This window comes from Paenibacillus oryziterrae, assembly GCF_042610485.1.
In the GTDB taxonomy this organism is placed as follows: domain Bacteria; phylum Bacillota; class Bacilli; order Paenibacillales; family Paenibacillaceae; genus Paenibacillus_AQ.
Genome location: NZ_JBGJZO010000006.1, coordinates 1 through 13,463, shown reverse-complemented (window position 1 = coordinate 13,463; position 13,463 = coordinate 1). Strand labels below are relative to the sequence as shown.

Here is a 13,463-nt window from a genome sequence, read left to right as displayed (position 1 = left end):
CTCTCTCTATGAACCTAAAGTGTTAGCGATAGCTGTAGCTAGTGGACCCTGAACGCCTACAAAAGCCGCTCCTATCTCTTGCAGTACGTCCTCGGCATTAGCCCCAGCGTAGTAATTCCCGGCGTCCGCTACCGTGATACTAGCAGCGTTGCTACTTATGCCTGTCAGCGCATTATCCAGAGCAGTTTTGACAAAAGCCGTATTCGCTGCCCGTGTGTTATTGCTTCCCGCTGCCTCCGTAGGTACGGTAACAACTCCTGTAAAAGCTGGCGAATCCGTGGTCGCTATCTTTTTCCAGGCGGTCCACGTTGCACCATGGTATCTCCACTGAATGGACGCACCATTTTTTTCATAATAGAGCTGAAGAACTGTCGTACTGTTATACGCCATGACGTAAACAAAGCCATCCCCCGCCCCAGAAGGCTTACCACTTGTTACTGTACTCCCAGCGTAATACCACCCTACAGTCAACCAATCATCCAGGTTAGTAGTGGGAGGATCGAGTAGATACCCACTGTCCTTTGTCAGCTTTACACGCTGCGCTAGGCCCACCGCGGCATCCACCTTATCCCAGTTCTCATTCAACATCGTTTGAATATTGAACGTTTCGTTTCCATCCGTTGCCGGATTCTTTTTAAGCAAATTCAGGTTCGGCGTGTTAGTGGCCAAATCCCTCACCTCCTGCAAATTTAGATAATGGTATGTGTTCTAATTGCTTCAGCGTCATGACGCCGTGAATCTCGTTGAGCAGCAGGAAGCGGAACTCGTACGCGAGCGTCATATGTGCCGGCTTGATTTCCTCCAGTGCCCGCTTCACATCGTCCAGATTCGCGGGAATCCCGAGCGTATCTACAAACGTGATGATGATTTTGTACTCTGCGTGCGATACGCCCACTTCAATGGTTCCTTCGTCAAAAGCCTGGACAACGTTATGAATCATCGCCCCTGACACCTTGCCGTAACCGCGCATTTTGGACAAAATAACAGAACGGCGCTGATCCACAGGCTTGCTCCGGTCCACAGCAATTTGAAGCTCTTTCTCGTACCGCTCCAGCGCCCAGGTGGCGGATGCCGGGTAAGCCTGATTCAACAGATCCAGCACTCTCGATTCCAAAAGAGCAAGTTCCGGTTCCTCGGCCCCCAGCAGCTTCTCCATTTCCAGCACACCGCTGTAGTACTCGGGAAGATAACGCGCTAATCGTTCCGCATTCATGACAGGGTCACCGTCCCGAGCACCGCTACACTGCCATCGGGAATGACAATATTACCGGTGCCACCGTTAACAACGAGATTGCTATAATCCACAACTGAGGGAATATCCAGAATAACGTTCTGAATGCGGGTATACCGGATAAGCGGCTCTGTAAAAGCCAACCGGGACAAGTACTCTTCTGCCCCAGCCTCCAACTGCGTCTTCACCTGCTGCAGCGTCGCACCGCCTGTCAAAGTCACCTGTGCGGTAATATTAATCGCCACTTCTTCAGCTCCTGCTACCGTTACGACTGCCCCAATTGGAGCCACACCGCTGCCCATTCCATCCTGGGTCGGATCAATATAATCCTGCACCTCTTGGACCACGGCCGGAGTTGGCGCCCGCATATCATTACCGAGCAGCACCAGCTTTACAGTTCCCGGCCCATTCCACAAGGGAAAAGCCTTCGCCCGGCCGATCCCCGTGATCTCGCGTGCCCATTGCTCATACTGATACAGATTACCGCTCGTTACCGGCTTCGAAACCCGCTCCTGATACCGTGCATACAGCTCAGTGTCGTTCTCCCGGTCAATACCGGGCGATAGTACTTCAGTAATATCTCCCCTGGAGAGACCCGTGATATAGTCAATCGGAAGAAGCTGTCCGAAATAACGGTTGCCTTCCGCGCCGGACGTTTCGCTCTCCAGACGGAAGTTCCCTGGAGACAGCCGCTCCATGACTTTATAGTTAAGCTTATCCAGCGAAAATCGGCTGCCGATGGGCACATCCAGCAGCTGCCCATTCTCCGCTTTAAACACACCACGAAGCTGAGCCTTCGTCGCCTCATGCCGGGTCATCCCTGACCAGGCGATGCTGCGGTCGAGATATTCATCCCCTGCGGTATCGGCAAAACGCAGATTATTGTTGATATCCATCTCCACGTACATCTGCGCCATCTCCGCCGCTGCTGGAGCCAATGCATCATAAATAATGCTGCCTTCCCGCTTATCGATTCCTTCCGGAACCCGGGCCAGCATCCGTTCCAGCAGCGCTTCAAAGGTCTGATCCTCATACATTCCCGTCCATCTCCTTTCTCATCTGAAAATTGCCGTATAACGTCTCCACCGTAAAATCAACCGTCAGCGCATCCCCTTCGAACAGCACCGTCATGTCCTGGATTCCGGTAATCCGGTCATCCTGCAGCAGCGCCTCCGTCAGGACCCGTTTGATCTCTGACCGGACCAGAAGCCGGTCTGCTCCAAGCACAAGACCCCACTCCGTTCCGTAGTTGAAGCTGTAGATCAGGTGCTCGAAGCGGTCGGTCTGCAAAATTTTAATCGCAGCCTGCCGCACAGCTTCGAGCCCGTCGATGCTGCCGGAGATCCGTTTCTTATCCAAGTCCACACGATAGGTAAGGCTTGGAACCTCCACAGCCCCGCTGTCTTCCTGCCCTTGAAGCTGGCTCGTAATCGGGCCTTCTTTTCCAATTGCCGGGATCATAATGGACTCACCACCCTATCCAGCACCACATAGCTCTGACCGCCCTGCATCCGCGCCATTAGCACCCGATCGCCTGCTTCAAGCCCGCGCCGCAGAATTACTTCTGCCCCGGCAACCTGAAGCTTGCTCTCCATGACCGATTCCGGAAGTACGAGCGCATGCGAGGATAAGGTGAATCGCTGATCCACCTGAATTTGCAGCGGCTCCGCCGCAGTCACCACGCCATACGAAAAAGCCACGGGATTCGTATTCGATACCGCCCCGAGGCTCGCTTTTTTAATAATATCGAGCATTTCTGCTACACCACCTTAATATCGAGAGACATCGTATGCTCACCGCCGGCCAGCTTGTGGCTGCACTGATCTACCAGAAACAGCTGCGCCTCGGAGCCATCCAGCAGCACATAAATGAAATTGCCCGCACGCACCCGGATATCGCCGATCGCCTGGAGAGACAGACTGACCTTCTCCCGGTTATGCAGCTTCAGGAGATTTCTCGCTTTCTCCACGATTTGACCTTCATTCGCCTGATCGTCGGCCTTCTGATACAGATGAAGAATCCCCCAGCGTGCCACATTCTCCTTGTCACTGACGGGATAGAACTCGCGTTTGCCACTCTTCTTATTATCCTGATAGAGAAAAATCGAGTTATACGTTTCGTCGTCGATGCTCTTTTTCTGCGAAAATTCATACAGGTCATGACCCGCCCCGATAATCAGGTTCAGGATCATGGACTTTGGACTCTTCAGCGTCAGCTTGCCGAAATCATCATAGAACGCCATCAGCCGTCCTTTGTTCTGCAGTTCGCTGCCCACAGCTCCCATAATGATATCCAGCAGCTTCTTATTATCCTCGATCAGGGAAGGCGTCTTGTACTCGGCCTCCTCCAGCACCCCGGTCTGCAGCCCGTAATCCTTGGCGATTTTGCGGATCACATCAGTTGCTGACACATCGCTTAGCACATAACTGCCATTGCCCAACAGATAGCGGATCTGGTCGTACGCCGTCAGCTTGATCTGCTGATCTGAGCCTGTGTCAATGCTGAAGACAAAGCCGTAGAATACATTCACCCCATCCTTGCGAAAATGCAAAATATCCCCGTTGTTGATAGCGAACTTCGGATGCTGATAAATCCCGCTGTTCACCAATGTAACGTCCAGGGTTGACGGCTTACCTGAGCGCGAGGTCTTCCAGCCAATATCCGTGGCAATCCCAGAAATATCCCAGATTAACCCTTCCTTGTTCTTCACCAGCAACTCCATCGGTTATCCCCCTTGCGGCAGCTTGAGGACTTTTCCGACGGGAAGCTTGCTTAGCTGGCTGTCAGAAATGCCGTTCAGCTTCTGAATAACTTTGTATTTGCTGCCGTCGCCAAGGACTTTTTTGGCTATGCTCCATAGGGTATCGCCGGCTTTCAGCTTGTATGTGGCAGGAGCGGCTTTGTCGGTTGGCCTCTTGGTTTCAGTCTTGACTTTACCATCCGCTACCTTGACGGCCACGGCTTGGTAGAACTCATATTTTTTCAGAGACAACGAATATTCAATATCTCCTGAGTTCCCGGCACTAAGCTTCCAGCTGAAGCTCTCGATGCTTGCAGGCATGTTGATGGTGACAATATCGAATAACCCCTTAAACGTGTCGGTACTGCTGGACCTGTCCTCCCTGGACTCCTTAATCCAATCTTGCTTATTCGACTTCACATAGGAAGGACTTTTTACCCCCGCAATCACTAATCGAATCGGCTTACGGCTCTCCATCCAGCGCTTGATGATCTGCACATACTCAAACGGTTTTTTCCGCTTTCCATTCTCCGAATCATTCGTAAGTACAAAAGGATACATTTGAGCAGGGAAAATACTCTCCAGCGTGAGCTCCGTCAGTTTCGGCGCTGATATGGCGTTGATTTCGCCCACATCAATAACGGAGTAACTCTTGCTATCACCGCTCTCCTTGATGTCCAGACTCTCCGGATTGACTGGCAGCCTGAAGACTTCCTGAAGATTATTGAAGCTTAAAAATATTCCGTATTCCTCCACCTAGGTGTACACCCCCTGAGCCGCAGAAATAAACTCCTCGTTCAGCTTTTGACCAATTTTATTGATGATGGTGTCGATGTCTCCAGCATTGTTAATATTGCCTGTAGTCACCTGAACCGTTGGAGTAAGCTCTACAAAATTCTGAATCGCCTGAATTTCCGCCAAATCACGCAACAATTTAAGATCGTCGCTGGAGATGTTGACTGTATCGTTGATTGATCCGACTTCGTTGACTTTGTTAATATTAGTAGCAGTACCTGTACCTTCTCCGCTACCTTTCTTTTTGAAATTGACCGAAGATCCGAATTTGTCGACAAGAGCTTGGCCCTTTTTCGTATATTCATCAACGGAGTCGGTATAATCCACAAACTCTTTCTTTTTGGTGTTATACACTTCTTTGTCACTGGTAGGCTCCGGAATCATTCCCTTGACTTTGCTGATGGTATCGCTGAACACATGAGGGTTGGCGGTATCCAATAGATTGGGACTGATGTTGGCCAAGAACTCAAAACCCGGAATTTTACTTAAAAAATCTGTAAGACTCTTGAATTTCTTCAATACAAAGTTAATCGCTTCAGCCATAACCTTAATAAATCCGCCGGCGAAGTTCTCGATACCTATAGCAATTTGAAAAATGAAATTCAGTGCATTCATAGCCAGATCATAAAATAACTTCTTTACAGCAAACGCTGGATCAATAAACAGATTACGGAAGAAATCCGCAAAAATAATGAATGTATTATAGAGTGAAATAACAATATTCGTTATGAAGGCTTTCAGCCATCCAAAAACTGCAGCTATGGCTACTACCGCCTCCCCAACAGATACACCTGATTGCTGCAAGCAGTAAATAAGCAGCCCGATTGCCGCAACAATCAGCAGGATAGGCCAGTTCGCTGCAAGCCATGCCACAGCCAAGGCATATACCTGGACGATCATCGCAGCCAATAAGACAAAAGCTATCGCCGCCAAAATAGGGCCTACCACATCCCAGTTTTGCTGAATGACTCCCATCATGAAGAATAGTCCCTGAACGACTAAACCTATCACTGTGGCAATGACAAGGAATATATTGGCCATAAAATTAAGCACTTGCGTCATTTGTCCTGACTTGAATGCATTATTCAGCATATTCAGTACCGGTGTTAACGCTGCCGTCGCCTTCTGGCCCATAGCCTCAAGCGCGCCGTTCATATTGCCTTGAAGATCTTCCATACTCTTCTTATATTTAGTATCCTCGCTCTGCGCGAGAATCTTTTCACCCAGCGATTTCACGCCGCCAAATATTCCGCCGAGGTCTAATGAGCCTAACGAATCCATCGTCTTCGAGAGAACTCCCGACTTCCTCTCTTTGCCCTTGGCAGGTTCTGACGAGGCAGCTTCCCTTCCAGCACCGGACGCTACTGCTACTGCCGCTGCTCCGCCTCCCGCTCCTCCAGCCGCAACCGCCGCGGCAGCTTCTTTTCGCCTGGAAAGAATACAGCCGACGGCCTTCTCACCGATATAGGTGATGACCTCAAATGCGCTGACATCCAGAGCTTTTAGAATTTTGTCAGCCTTGCCCAGGAATCCCTTCTTTACATTGGAGCCTCCTTCATCATCTGACCCTCCCGTTCGTGAGGACATTTTCTGGGCAGCTTCATTAGCGCGTGTAAAACCCTCCATAAATGACTTATTCTTTTCCTCATAAATCCTCTCCAGTACCTTCTGAAGTCCATTCAGCGTATTGCTCGCTCTGTTGAAATTCTGATTCAGATGATCCCATTGTGAATTTACATCCTGCCACACTGTTACAGCCGTTACCGGAACCAATGCAGTACTTGTTACCGGACTTTCCATCCATTCACCCCCTTCATCTCTTCTTCCCCTTGCTCCTCGCCCGCTCCCGCTTCTCCTTATCCACACGGACCGAGATCATCGCATAGATCGCAGCGCGCTCGCGGGAGGATAGCTTCATCAGCTCATGGGGCAGAATGTGCAGTTCGTGGAGGGCGTAGTAAGCGAGGTTCGCTTCACTGTCGCCCTCGTTGATCAGTTTTTTACTTCATCCACCAGCTCGTTCATATCGGTGCCGAAGCCGTTCAGCGCCTGAACCCTTTCGCCAAGAGCGGCGAACTCGCCGGGAAGGAGCATTTTACGCAGCAGTGTTTCCGCGCCAAGCACACCGTAGGAGCGCTGCAACTCGGCATTCTTCAGATCGGGATGCACCACGCTTGAGGTCATCAGCTTCGCCATGTAATCGTTGGGATCGATCTCCTGCGTGTAAGCGCCATTTTTCCCCTTCACCTTACGGGTAGCCGCTTTCCGGCATTCCTGGTTCTCGTCTTCGGTCATGCTGCGCAGCTTCCAGGCCACGGCATTGCCTTCCTTATCTTTAAAGCGCTGGGACACCACAAATTCCTCGGTCGTATCACAGACTGCATTTTGCGCAAAAAACATACTTAATTCGCTCATTCTCATATCCTCCTGATTTTTAAATGTCCATACCGGCAGAGAAGAGACCCGCCGCTCTACTGCGCTCGGGCCTGTCTGCTCATATCATTAGTGATCCATCACCGAACTTAAGCCTGGGCAACCGCCGGCTGATTGAACGCTTTCTCAATCTCCACATCCTCGAACGTGAAGCTCACTTCTTCCTCCAGCGCATCCGATTCTGTATCCAGCGACGCCATAATGACACTGTCCAGATTCACGCCTTTCAGCATAATACGCTGCGCGCCGATACTGGAGGAAGGGTCCTCGTTCGTTACCACAATATCGAAGTACGTATCTATGCCGGTGTGCATGTAATCCAGCATCATCTGGCGGAATTCCGTCGTCATATAAAAAATCGTCATCGAGCCGCTCCCCGACCAGCCGGTAGCCTTATGCTGCACGCCGCGGCGTCCGAGCGTCTTCACTTCTGCCTTCTGCTTCTCTACCGTTGCTTCCAGCGTCTTCACGTAGAACATCTCCACCGCACGGGTTCCAATCTGCGCATAAGCGCGGCCTTCCTGGCCGGAAATCGTATCACTTGCTTTCAAAAATGCCATCTTAAACCACCTTCACTTTCATATATACTTTTTCTACGGAATCCACAGGCTTCACGGCTACCTCAAGCACAATGCTGTCACTGTCCCCGCCTGCCACGACAATGATATCGGTTTGGGCATTGAAGCCCTCAATCGCGCCAAGGTTCTGCAGGTCATTCAGATACGTCACGCATTGTGACCAGAACAGCGCCCGGCCGTCCTCGTTGTTGGCCACTTTGCCGACATAATAGGCTTCAAAAATACGCTTCAGATCGTTCGCCACGCCATCCAGCACACGCAGAACCCGGTTTTTGGCAAAAGCTCGGCCCTTCTCCGGCGAGAAGTCCCTAAACGTATTAATATCCTGCTCCACCACGGCTTTGCCGCCGCTGTACGTAAAGACCAGCTTGCCCGCCAGCAGCGCGGCTGTTGTATCGGTGTGGCTCAGGCGGATATCCGCGTCCACCGCATCGTCGTATGCCTGATAGGTCAGCGACTCGTTCACCGCAGCAGCAGCCGTTGCGCCTGCTACCCAGGCTACGGCGTTATTTTTATCCACAACGGTTCCGTCACTCAGGATAACGCCATTGTTCACGCTGATGACACCTTCATGATTCGCCGCAGCGTAATCCGCCAGAATAGCCTGAATCTTCTTGCCCTCCGTATCGCGCAGACGCTTGACGAAAGATGTATACAGCGCCTTCAACTGGCTGTCCGTCGAGATCAGTCCCACCGTTTGGAAGTCCTGCACTTCAAGCGCGCTGAGGAACTGGGTATGCTCCAGATTCGTCACCGTACCGTTCGTCCCGCCAGTCAGCGACATACCAGCTGTGACCAACAGCCCTTCACTGCCGTTCGCTTGAAACTGTACATAAGGATTTGCCACCAACCCCGCAGCGGAAGCAACAGTTTGCTTATCGACCTCGGCGCCTTCCAGCAGCGTTTTGACGTCAAAACGTGTATTGTCTTCGATATTCTTCTCAATGACGATCGCGAGATTATTCCCCCGCACCCCGCCGTATGCCGCAGTCACCTGCAGACCGTTATTCGTTACCGCAGCCTTGACTCCGGTATTCAGACGGTATAGCAGCAGCGTTCCCGCCCGTTTCAGCGCTTCGCGCACCGGGAGCAGGGTACTGTGGGTCAGATCATAGCCGAGCAGCTTGTACATGTCGTTCTGAGTCGTCAGCTTCAGGATCGTTCCAGAGGGTCCCCAAGGGAGTGCCAGCGCAAGTGCCGCCGTACCCCGGTCCCCCATTTTACCAACCGCCTGTCCGGTCGATGCTATATTTACGTATACGCCGGGGCGTACCTTGTTTTGCGTTGTCCATGTTCCTCCAGCCATTAAATAACCTCCTTATTTAGAAAAAGCTCCATGTATTGTTTGGCTTCCGCCAGTGTGTAACGCTTATCATCCTGCAGAACCACCTGCAGCACATCCTTAACCTGGGGTGAAAAAAGTGTAGACTGCATGATCTGCACCTTCCCGAAGCTACTATCTTTCTCATCTCTTGTCTTCATTTCAGCCTTCCTCCTCCGCTTACCTGGGCCATACTCACAGCTTCCGGCTTCTCGCTCATTAGGTGCAGATTATATTCCACCGTGAAAAAAGGATCCTCTCCCTCTTTCCCCGCCGACCAGATCTGCTTAGAACCGCGGAAGAGACTCCCCTCCACTTCGATGAGCGCCAGCGCTTCAAGTAATCTGTCCGCCATGTCCTCCGCCTCCAGAAGAGTACCTCCCCTGTAATGAATTCCAAAACGGTAGACCACAGCGTATCTGCCCTCGCGCTGCCGTTCATAAGTTGCCGAGATCAGCATGGGCTGAAAAAAAGCGCCCTGCGGTTCTTCGCCCTCCGTATACACGGGTACACCCGTAAAATGCTGCGAAAGCGCGGCTGCAATGCCTGTCCGCAATTGCTGTACTGACATGGCTACCTTCCTCTCTTCACCGCATAATTAGCGGCTTCTACTTGACGGCATTAAACGTTAATCCGATTAAGCTTGATTGCTGCCACCACCTCCTCAACAGATGTTCCATACGCTCCATGGACTAAGTCACCCTCTTTTCGAGAGCCAGTCCAGCCGTACAAACACAAACGGATATCATCCATAAGGACAATATCCGTTATATAGGTTTGGCGAATGCCGGAAGGAGCTTTGCACCGCATCGGGTGGATTCCTACGGATCATACCGCCGAATCCTTATGCGGGGCATCCATGCCCCCGCGGTGTCCTTCTGCTTCATTTGCCATGGTATAATCTTACCGCTTTTTTTCATGCATAGAGGCGGTGATACGGCTGAGTTAAGATTGGCTTTCGGCGGGTCTGCGGATAGGAAAAGACGACCTGTGGGCGGGTCAAAGGAGCTTTTGCGATGATGCTCTTCAGGCCATCCCGTATAACCATATGCTTTTAAAAGAAAAAGGCCGTATCTCCTATTCGGAGACACAGCCCGCATACTCTCTATAATCTTAATTTCATATTCCAGTCTTGCACGCCGTCAAACAATCAGCAGTATCATCCGTATATTTCACTTAGCAAAAGCCGTTTACGTATCACTTAGCAGACTTCCTTTCACCTCACACCAGTCAGCAGAAGCCCTTCTCTCCCCGCTTAACAGGAACTCCCTACCTCCTGCTTAGGAGCCACTCCCCCTGCCTTTACCAACGAAGTTATGGACAGAATGTTTAAATCCATCAGTGCCAGGGCCATTTTATAAAAAGCGCGCGTCCGGATCTTTACATACGTATCCTTGCTTACCGGCGGGTCAAACACATGATTATAAATCGTATAATCGAACATCTCATCTCTCTTAAGATAACGTTCCCGAACAAGCTGCTGCTCTCTAGGATCCAAACGTTCCACAACCGAGTCGATACATTCACAATATGCGCGTCTTGCAGCCGGTACATCAACATTGTGGGTGGCAATCGAAGCCGTCTGGTCAGTGATCTTGTTTGTTGGCCCGTGGAACCTCTCCATATATGAGTAAGTGGTCGCCGCCTCTCTGGCTTCAAAGGTCACCGTCTTAAAAATACGGTATTTCTCCAGCAGCCCTTCAATAGCAATCTGTGTCCGCCGGCGGTCCAGCTCAGGTAGTATAGATATATTCATAGATATAACTCTCCTTTAAATGAAATATTAAGTGATTATTTGTTGCAGATAAATGCGACGAGGTGTGGTAAAATCCTAGTGTTCGTATTTTGTTCGCCTTTTATTACAATATACCACTTTTTTCCGATTATCGAAAATCGCATATTCATGTGTTTTGTGCGGATAATAGCCTAAATACCCTGATTATCTTGCCTTTTGGCATAATTATCCCGCTTTATGTTTACCTCTTGGCAATAATGGCTTATATTAATATCAAGAGGCAAACTGTGATTAAGGAGTGTAGCGAAATGGAACAGCAATTTGGTATCTACCTAAGACAGCTTCGGGAACACAAGGGACTTACAATTAACCAACTGGCCGAAGCAGCCGGTATCAGCGGCTCACAAATTTCCAGAATTGAAAATGGGGTTAGAGGCATTCCCAAACCTTCGACCCTACGGAAGATTGCCGACGCTACGGGTACCTCGTATGAATTACTGATGGAGGAAGCCGGTTATTTACAGGATGCCGGAGCACCTACGGAGGAGATTATTCCTGAATGGGCCACTAGTAAGGATAAGCGGGATTTCCGAAAAATGCTGGAGGATGACGGAGAGCTAATGTTTGATGGTATTCCTCTCAACAAGGAGGATAAACAGCGGATCAAGGATGTGCTCACAGGACTCTTCTGGGAAGCCAAACAGATGAATAAGAGGAACGGAACGAAGGGCAGTCCTAAATCACAGAAATAAGCAATACTACTACTCTAATAATGCTGCAGGTGAATAACATGGATGAACTGATTAATAGTCTGATTAAAAAATATAAAACCAACTGCCCGTTTGAGCTTTCCAGAGCACTTGGCATTCATATTCGTTATATGGACCTGGGTGAGGGTACGAAGGGGTTATATTACCGTAAATTAAGAAGAAGATTTATCGTCATTCATAATGAGCTGTCTTTGGAATGGCAGCGGTTTGTTTGTGCGCATGAACTGGGGCACGATCGTCTGCATAAAGGCATCAACCGTTTTTTTCTGGAGGAAAGCTCTTATTTCTGTCCGGGGAAATTGGAACGCCAAGCTAATTCATTCGCAGTGAAGCTGCTGATGAGCAACTCCTCTCCTGAACAGGGTGAATCCCTGGAAGTATACTATTCCCGTATAGGTATCCCCTCTGAAATACAGCTTCCATAGATTCCGTACAACTTATAATCACAACAAAAAACTCTTACCGGAGTAAGAGTTAATGTCAGTCGATAAACTGCGTATCGGGATGACACGATTTGAACATGCGACCCCCTGGTCCCAAACCAGGTGCTCTACCAAGCTGAGCTACATCCCGAAACTATAAAATTATTGGAGCGGGTGATGGGAATCGAACCCACGCTATTAGCTTGGAAGGCTAAAGTTCTACCATTGAACTACACCCGCAAAGATGTAAAATCGGGATGACACGATTTGAACATGCGACCCCCTGGTCCCAAACCAGGTGCTCTACCAAGCTGAGCTACATCCCGAAACTATAAAATTATTGGAGCGGGTGATGGGAATCGAACCCACGCTATTAGCTTGGAAGGCTAAAGTTCTACCATTGAACTACACCCGCAAAGATGTAAAATCGGGATGACACGATTTGAACATGCGACCCCCTGGTCCCAAACCAGGTGCTCTACCAAGCTGAGCTACATCCCGAAACTATAAAATTAAAATGGCGCGCCCTGAGAGATTCGAACTCCCGACCTTTTGATTCGTAGTCAAACGCTCTATCCAGCTGAGCTAAGGGCGCAAAACATATGGAGCGGACGACGGGAATCGAACCCGCGACCCTCGCCTTGGCAAGGCGATGCTCTACCGCTGAGCCACGTCCGCATAAAAGTGGTGCGCGTGAAGGGACTTGAACCCCCACGTCGTAAGACGCCAGATCCTAAGTCTGGTGCGTCTGCCATTCCGCCACACGCGCATGAAACTGATAAAAGTGAGCCATGAAGGACTCGAACCTTCGACACCCTGATTAAAAGTCAGGTGCTCTACCAACTGAGCTAATGGCTCGCAATAAAAATGGCTGGGGATATAGGATTTGAACCTATGCATGACGGAGTCAAAGTCCGTTGCCTTACCGCTTGGCTAATCCCCAATGGATACCTATATATTTCCCATAATATTCTCAAACATATGAGGGCATTATGGTGGAGGCTGAGGGGTTCGAACCCCCGACCCTCTGCTTGTAAGGCAGATGCTCTCCCAGCTGAGCTAAGCCTCCATATTATGGTGACCCTCTTGGGGCAATGATAAGGTAAATGGTGACCCGTAGGGGATTCGAACCCCTGTTACCTCCGTGAAAGGGAGGTGTCTTAACCCCTTGACCAACGGGCCATCTTAGGAAATCTGTGGAGCTCTCAACCGGATTCGAACCGGTGACCTCTTCCTTACCATGGAAGCACTCTACCTACTGAGCTATGAGAGCATGGCTCCCCGAACAGGACTCGAACCTGTGACAACTCGATTAACAGTCGAGTGCTCTACCAACTGAGCTATCAGGGAATATCCGCTTGGCGGCGTCCTACTCTCCCAGGACCCTTCGGTCCAAGTACCATCGGCGCTGGAGGTCTTAACGGTCGTGTTCGGGATG

At 50.2% G+C, this 13,463-nt stretch carries 17 protein-coding genes, 14 tRNA genes and 1 rRNA gene; 2 read left to right on the top strand and 30 right to left on the bottom strand.

Annotated elements, in window-relative coordinates; translation table 11 throughout:
- Positions 1-6: 6 nt before the first annotated feature.
- The 15 genes from ACAN55_RS08865 to ACAN55_RS08795 all read right to left on the bottom strand — a co-directional run bounded on the left by ACAN55_RS08865 (position 7) and on the right by ACAN55_RS08795 (position 10,854).
- Positions 7-669 (bottom strand): pyocin knob domain-containing protein, encoded by a 663-nt coding sequence (locus ACAN55_RS08865; RefSeq protein ID WP_379130959.1) that lies wholly within the window; start codon positions 667-669, stop codon positions 7-9.
- Positions 659-1,213: a putative phage tail protein gene (locus ACAN55_RS08860; RefSeq protein ID WP_379130956.1), complete on the bottom strand. Its 555-nt coding sequence runs from the start codon at positions 1,211-1,213 to the stop codon at positions 659-661. The genes ACAN55_RS08865 and ACAN55_RS08860 overlap by 11 nt, the downstream gene beginning before the upstream one ends.
- Positions 1,210-2,268 carry a baseplate J/gp47 family protein gene (locus tag ACAN55_RS08855; protein ID WP_379130954.1) on the bottom strand — a complete coding sequence of 353 codons (1,059 nt, stop codon included), beginning with the start codon at positions 2,266-2,268 and terminating at the stop codon, positions 1,210-1,212. Before ACAN55_RS08855 ends, ACAN55_RS08860 begins: the two co-directional genes overlap by 4 nt.
- Positions 2,261-2,692: a DUF2634 domain-containing protein gene (locus tag ACAN55_RS08850; RefSeq protein ID WP_379130952.1), complete on the bottom strand. Its 432-nt coding sequence runs from the start codon at positions 2,690-2,692 to the stop codon at positions 2,261-2,263. Before ACAN55_RS08850 ends, ACAN55_RS08855 begins: the two co-directional genes overlap by 8 nt.
- Complete coding sequence (locus ACAN55_RS08845; RefSeq protein ID WP_379130950.1) at positions 2,689-2,985, bottom strand: DUF2577 domain-containing protein; 297 nt, start codon at positions 2,983-2,985, stop codon at positions 2,689-2,691. The genes ACAN55_RS08850 and ACAN55_RS08845 overlap by 4 nt, the downstream gene beginning before the upstream one ends.
- A gap of 5 nt (positions 2,986-2,990) precedes the next feature.
- Positions 2,991-3,953, bottom strand: a complete 963-nt coding sequence (locus ACAN55_RS08840) for an XkdQ/YqbQ family protein (RefSeq protein WP_379130947.1) — start codon at positions 3,951-3,953, stop codon at positions 2,991-2,993.
- 3 nt (positions 3,954-3,956) lie between these two features.
- On the bottom strand, positions 3,957-4,727 hold the full coding sequence (locus ACAN55_RS08835; RefSeq protein ID WP_379130943.1) for a LysM peptidoglycan-binding domain-containing protein: 771 nt from the start codon (positions 4,725-4,727) through the stop codon (positions 3,957-3,959).
- Positions 4,728-6,566 (bottom strand): transporter permease, encoded by a 1,839-nt coding sequence (locus ACAN55_RS08830; RefSeq protein ID WP_379130941.1) that lies wholly within the window; start codon positions 6,564-6,566, stop codon positions 4,728-4,730.
- A 192-nt stretch (positions 6,567-6,758) separates the two neighbouring features.
- Positions 6,759-7,181: a phage tail assembly chaperone gene (locus ACAN55_RS08825; protein WP_379130938.1), complete on the bottom strand. Its 423-nt coding sequence runs from the start codon at positions 7,179-7,181 to the stop codon at positions 6,759-6,761.
- A gap of 107 nt (positions 7,182-7,288) precedes the next feature.
- Complete coding sequence (locus ACAN55_RS08820; RefSeq protein ID WP_379130935.1) at positions 7,289-7,759, bottom strand: phage tail tube protein; 471 nt, start codon at positions 7,757-7,759, stop codon at positions 7,289-7,291.
- Between the two features lies 1 nt (position 7,760).
- Positions 7,761-9,083, bottom strand: a complete 1,323-nt coding sequence (locus ACAN55_RS08815; protein ID WP_379130932.1) for a phage tail sheath family protein — start codon at positions 9,081-9,083, stop codon at positions 7,761-7,763.
- Positions 9,083-9,259 (bottom strand): hypothetical protein, encoded by a 177-nt coding sequence (locus tag ACAN55_RS08810; RefSeq protein WP_379130930.1) that lies wholly within the window; start codon positions 9,257-9,259, stop codon positions 9,083-9,085. The genes ACAN55_RS08815 and ACAN55_RS08810 overlap by 1 nt, the downstream gene beginning before the upstream one ends.
- Complete coding sequence (locus ACAN55_RS08805) at positions 9,256-9,669, bottom strand: phage tail terminator family protein (protein ID WP_379130928.1); 414 nt, start codon at positions 9,667-9,669, stop codon at positions 9,256-9,258. The genes ACAN55_RS08810 and ACAN55_RS08805 overlap by 4 nt, the downstream gene beginning before the upstream one ends.
- 50 nt (positions 9,670-9,719) lie before the next feature.
- The gene (locus ACAN55_RS08800) at positions 9,720-9,908 is read right to left on the bottom strand and encodes a hypothetical protein (RefSeq protein WP_379130925.1); all 189 of its coding nucleotides are present in this window, start codon (positions 9,906-9,908) and stop codon (positions 9,720-9,722) included.
- A 445-nt stretch (positions 9,909-10,353) separates the two neighbouring features.
- Positions 10,354-10,854, bottom strand: a complete 501-nt coding sequence (locus ACAN55_RS08795; RefSeq protein WP_379130923.1) for an ArpU family phage packaging/lysis transcriptional regulator — start codon at positions 10,852-10,854, stop codon at positions 10,354-10,356.
- A 287-nt stretch (positions 10,855-11,141) separates the two neighbouring features.
- Here ACAN55_RS08795 and ACAN55_RS08790 point away from each other — a divergent pair, with 287 nt between their 5' ends.
- Both ACAN55_RS08790 and ACAN55_RS08785 read left to right on the top strand, forming a co-directional pair.
- On the top strand, positions 11,142-11,585 hold the full coding sequence (locus ACAN55_RS08790; RefSeq protein WP_379130920.1) for a transcriptional regulator: 444 nt from the start codon (positions 11,142-11,144) through the stop codon (positions 11,583-11,585).
- Between the two features lie 38 nt (positions 11,586-11,623).
- Entirely contained in the window at positions 11,624-12,028 is a 405-nt protein-coding gene (locus ACAN55_RS08785; RefSeq protein WP_379130918.1) for an ImmA/IrrE family metallo-endopeptidase, read from the top strand.
- Between the two features lie 74 nt (positions 12,029-12,102).
- On the opposite strand, the gene ACAN55_RS08780 is transcribed toward ACAN55_RS08785, so the two are convergent.
- From ACAN55_RS08780 to rrf, 15 genes are all read right to left on the bottom strand, one after another.
- Positions 12,103-12,176 (bottom strand) — tRNA-Pro (locus ACAN55_RS08780).
- A gap of 15 nt (positions 12,177-12,191) precedes the next feature.
- Positions 12,192-12,265 (bottom strand) — tRNA-Gly (locus tag ACAN55_RS08775).
- A gap of 12 nt (positions 12,266-12,277) precedes the next feature.
- Positions 12,278-12,351 (bottom strand) — tRNA-Pro (locus tag ACAN55_RS08770).
- A gap of 15 nt (positions 12,352-12,366) precedes the next feature.
- Positions 12,367-12,440 (bottom strand) — tRNA-Gly (locus ACAN55_RS08765).
- 12 nt (positions 12,441-12,452) lie between these two features.
- Positions 12,453-12,526: transfer RNA gene (locus ACAN55_RS08760), tRNA-Pro, on the bottom strand.
- A gap of 17 nt (positions 12,527-12,543) precedes the next feature.
- Positions 12,544-12,620 (bottom strand) — tRNA-Arg (locus tag ACAN55_RS08755).
- Positions 12,621-12,628: 8 nt separating this feature from the next.
- Positions 12,629-12,703, bottom strand: a tRNA-Gly gene (locus ACAN55_RS08750).
- Positions 12,704-12,710: 7 nt separating this feature from the next.
- A tRNA-Leu gene (locus tag ACAN55_RS08745) sits at positions 12,711-12,794 on the bottom strand.
- A 16-nt stretch (positions 12,795-12,810) separates the two neighbouring features.
- Positions 12,811-12,883: transfer RNA gene (locus ACAN55_RS08740), tRNA-Lys, on the bottom strand.
- 10 nt (positions 12,884-12,893) lie between these two features.
- Positions 12,894-12,968 (bottom strand) — tRNA-Gln (locus ACAN55_RS08735).
- Between the two features lie 50 nt (positions 12,969-13,018).
- Positions 13,019-13,094, bottom strand: a tRNA-Val gene (locus ACAN55_RS08730).
- Positions 13,095-13,132: 38 nt separating this feature from the next.
- A tRNA-Glu gene (locus tag ACAN55_RS08725) sits at positions 13,133-13,207 on the bottom strand.
- 15 nt (positions 13,208-13,222) lie between these two features.
- Positions 13,223-13,298 (bottom strand) — tRNA-Thr (locus ACAN55_RS08720).
- Position 13,299: 1 nt separating this feature from the next.
- Positions 13,300-13,375, bottom strand: a tRNA-Asn gene (locus ACAN55_RS08715).
- 6 nt (positions 13,376-13,381) lie between these two features.
- Positions 13,382-13,463: ribosomal RNA gene (gene rrf, locus ACAN55_RS24250) — 5S ribosomal RNA — on the bottom strand; the annotation flags it as partial.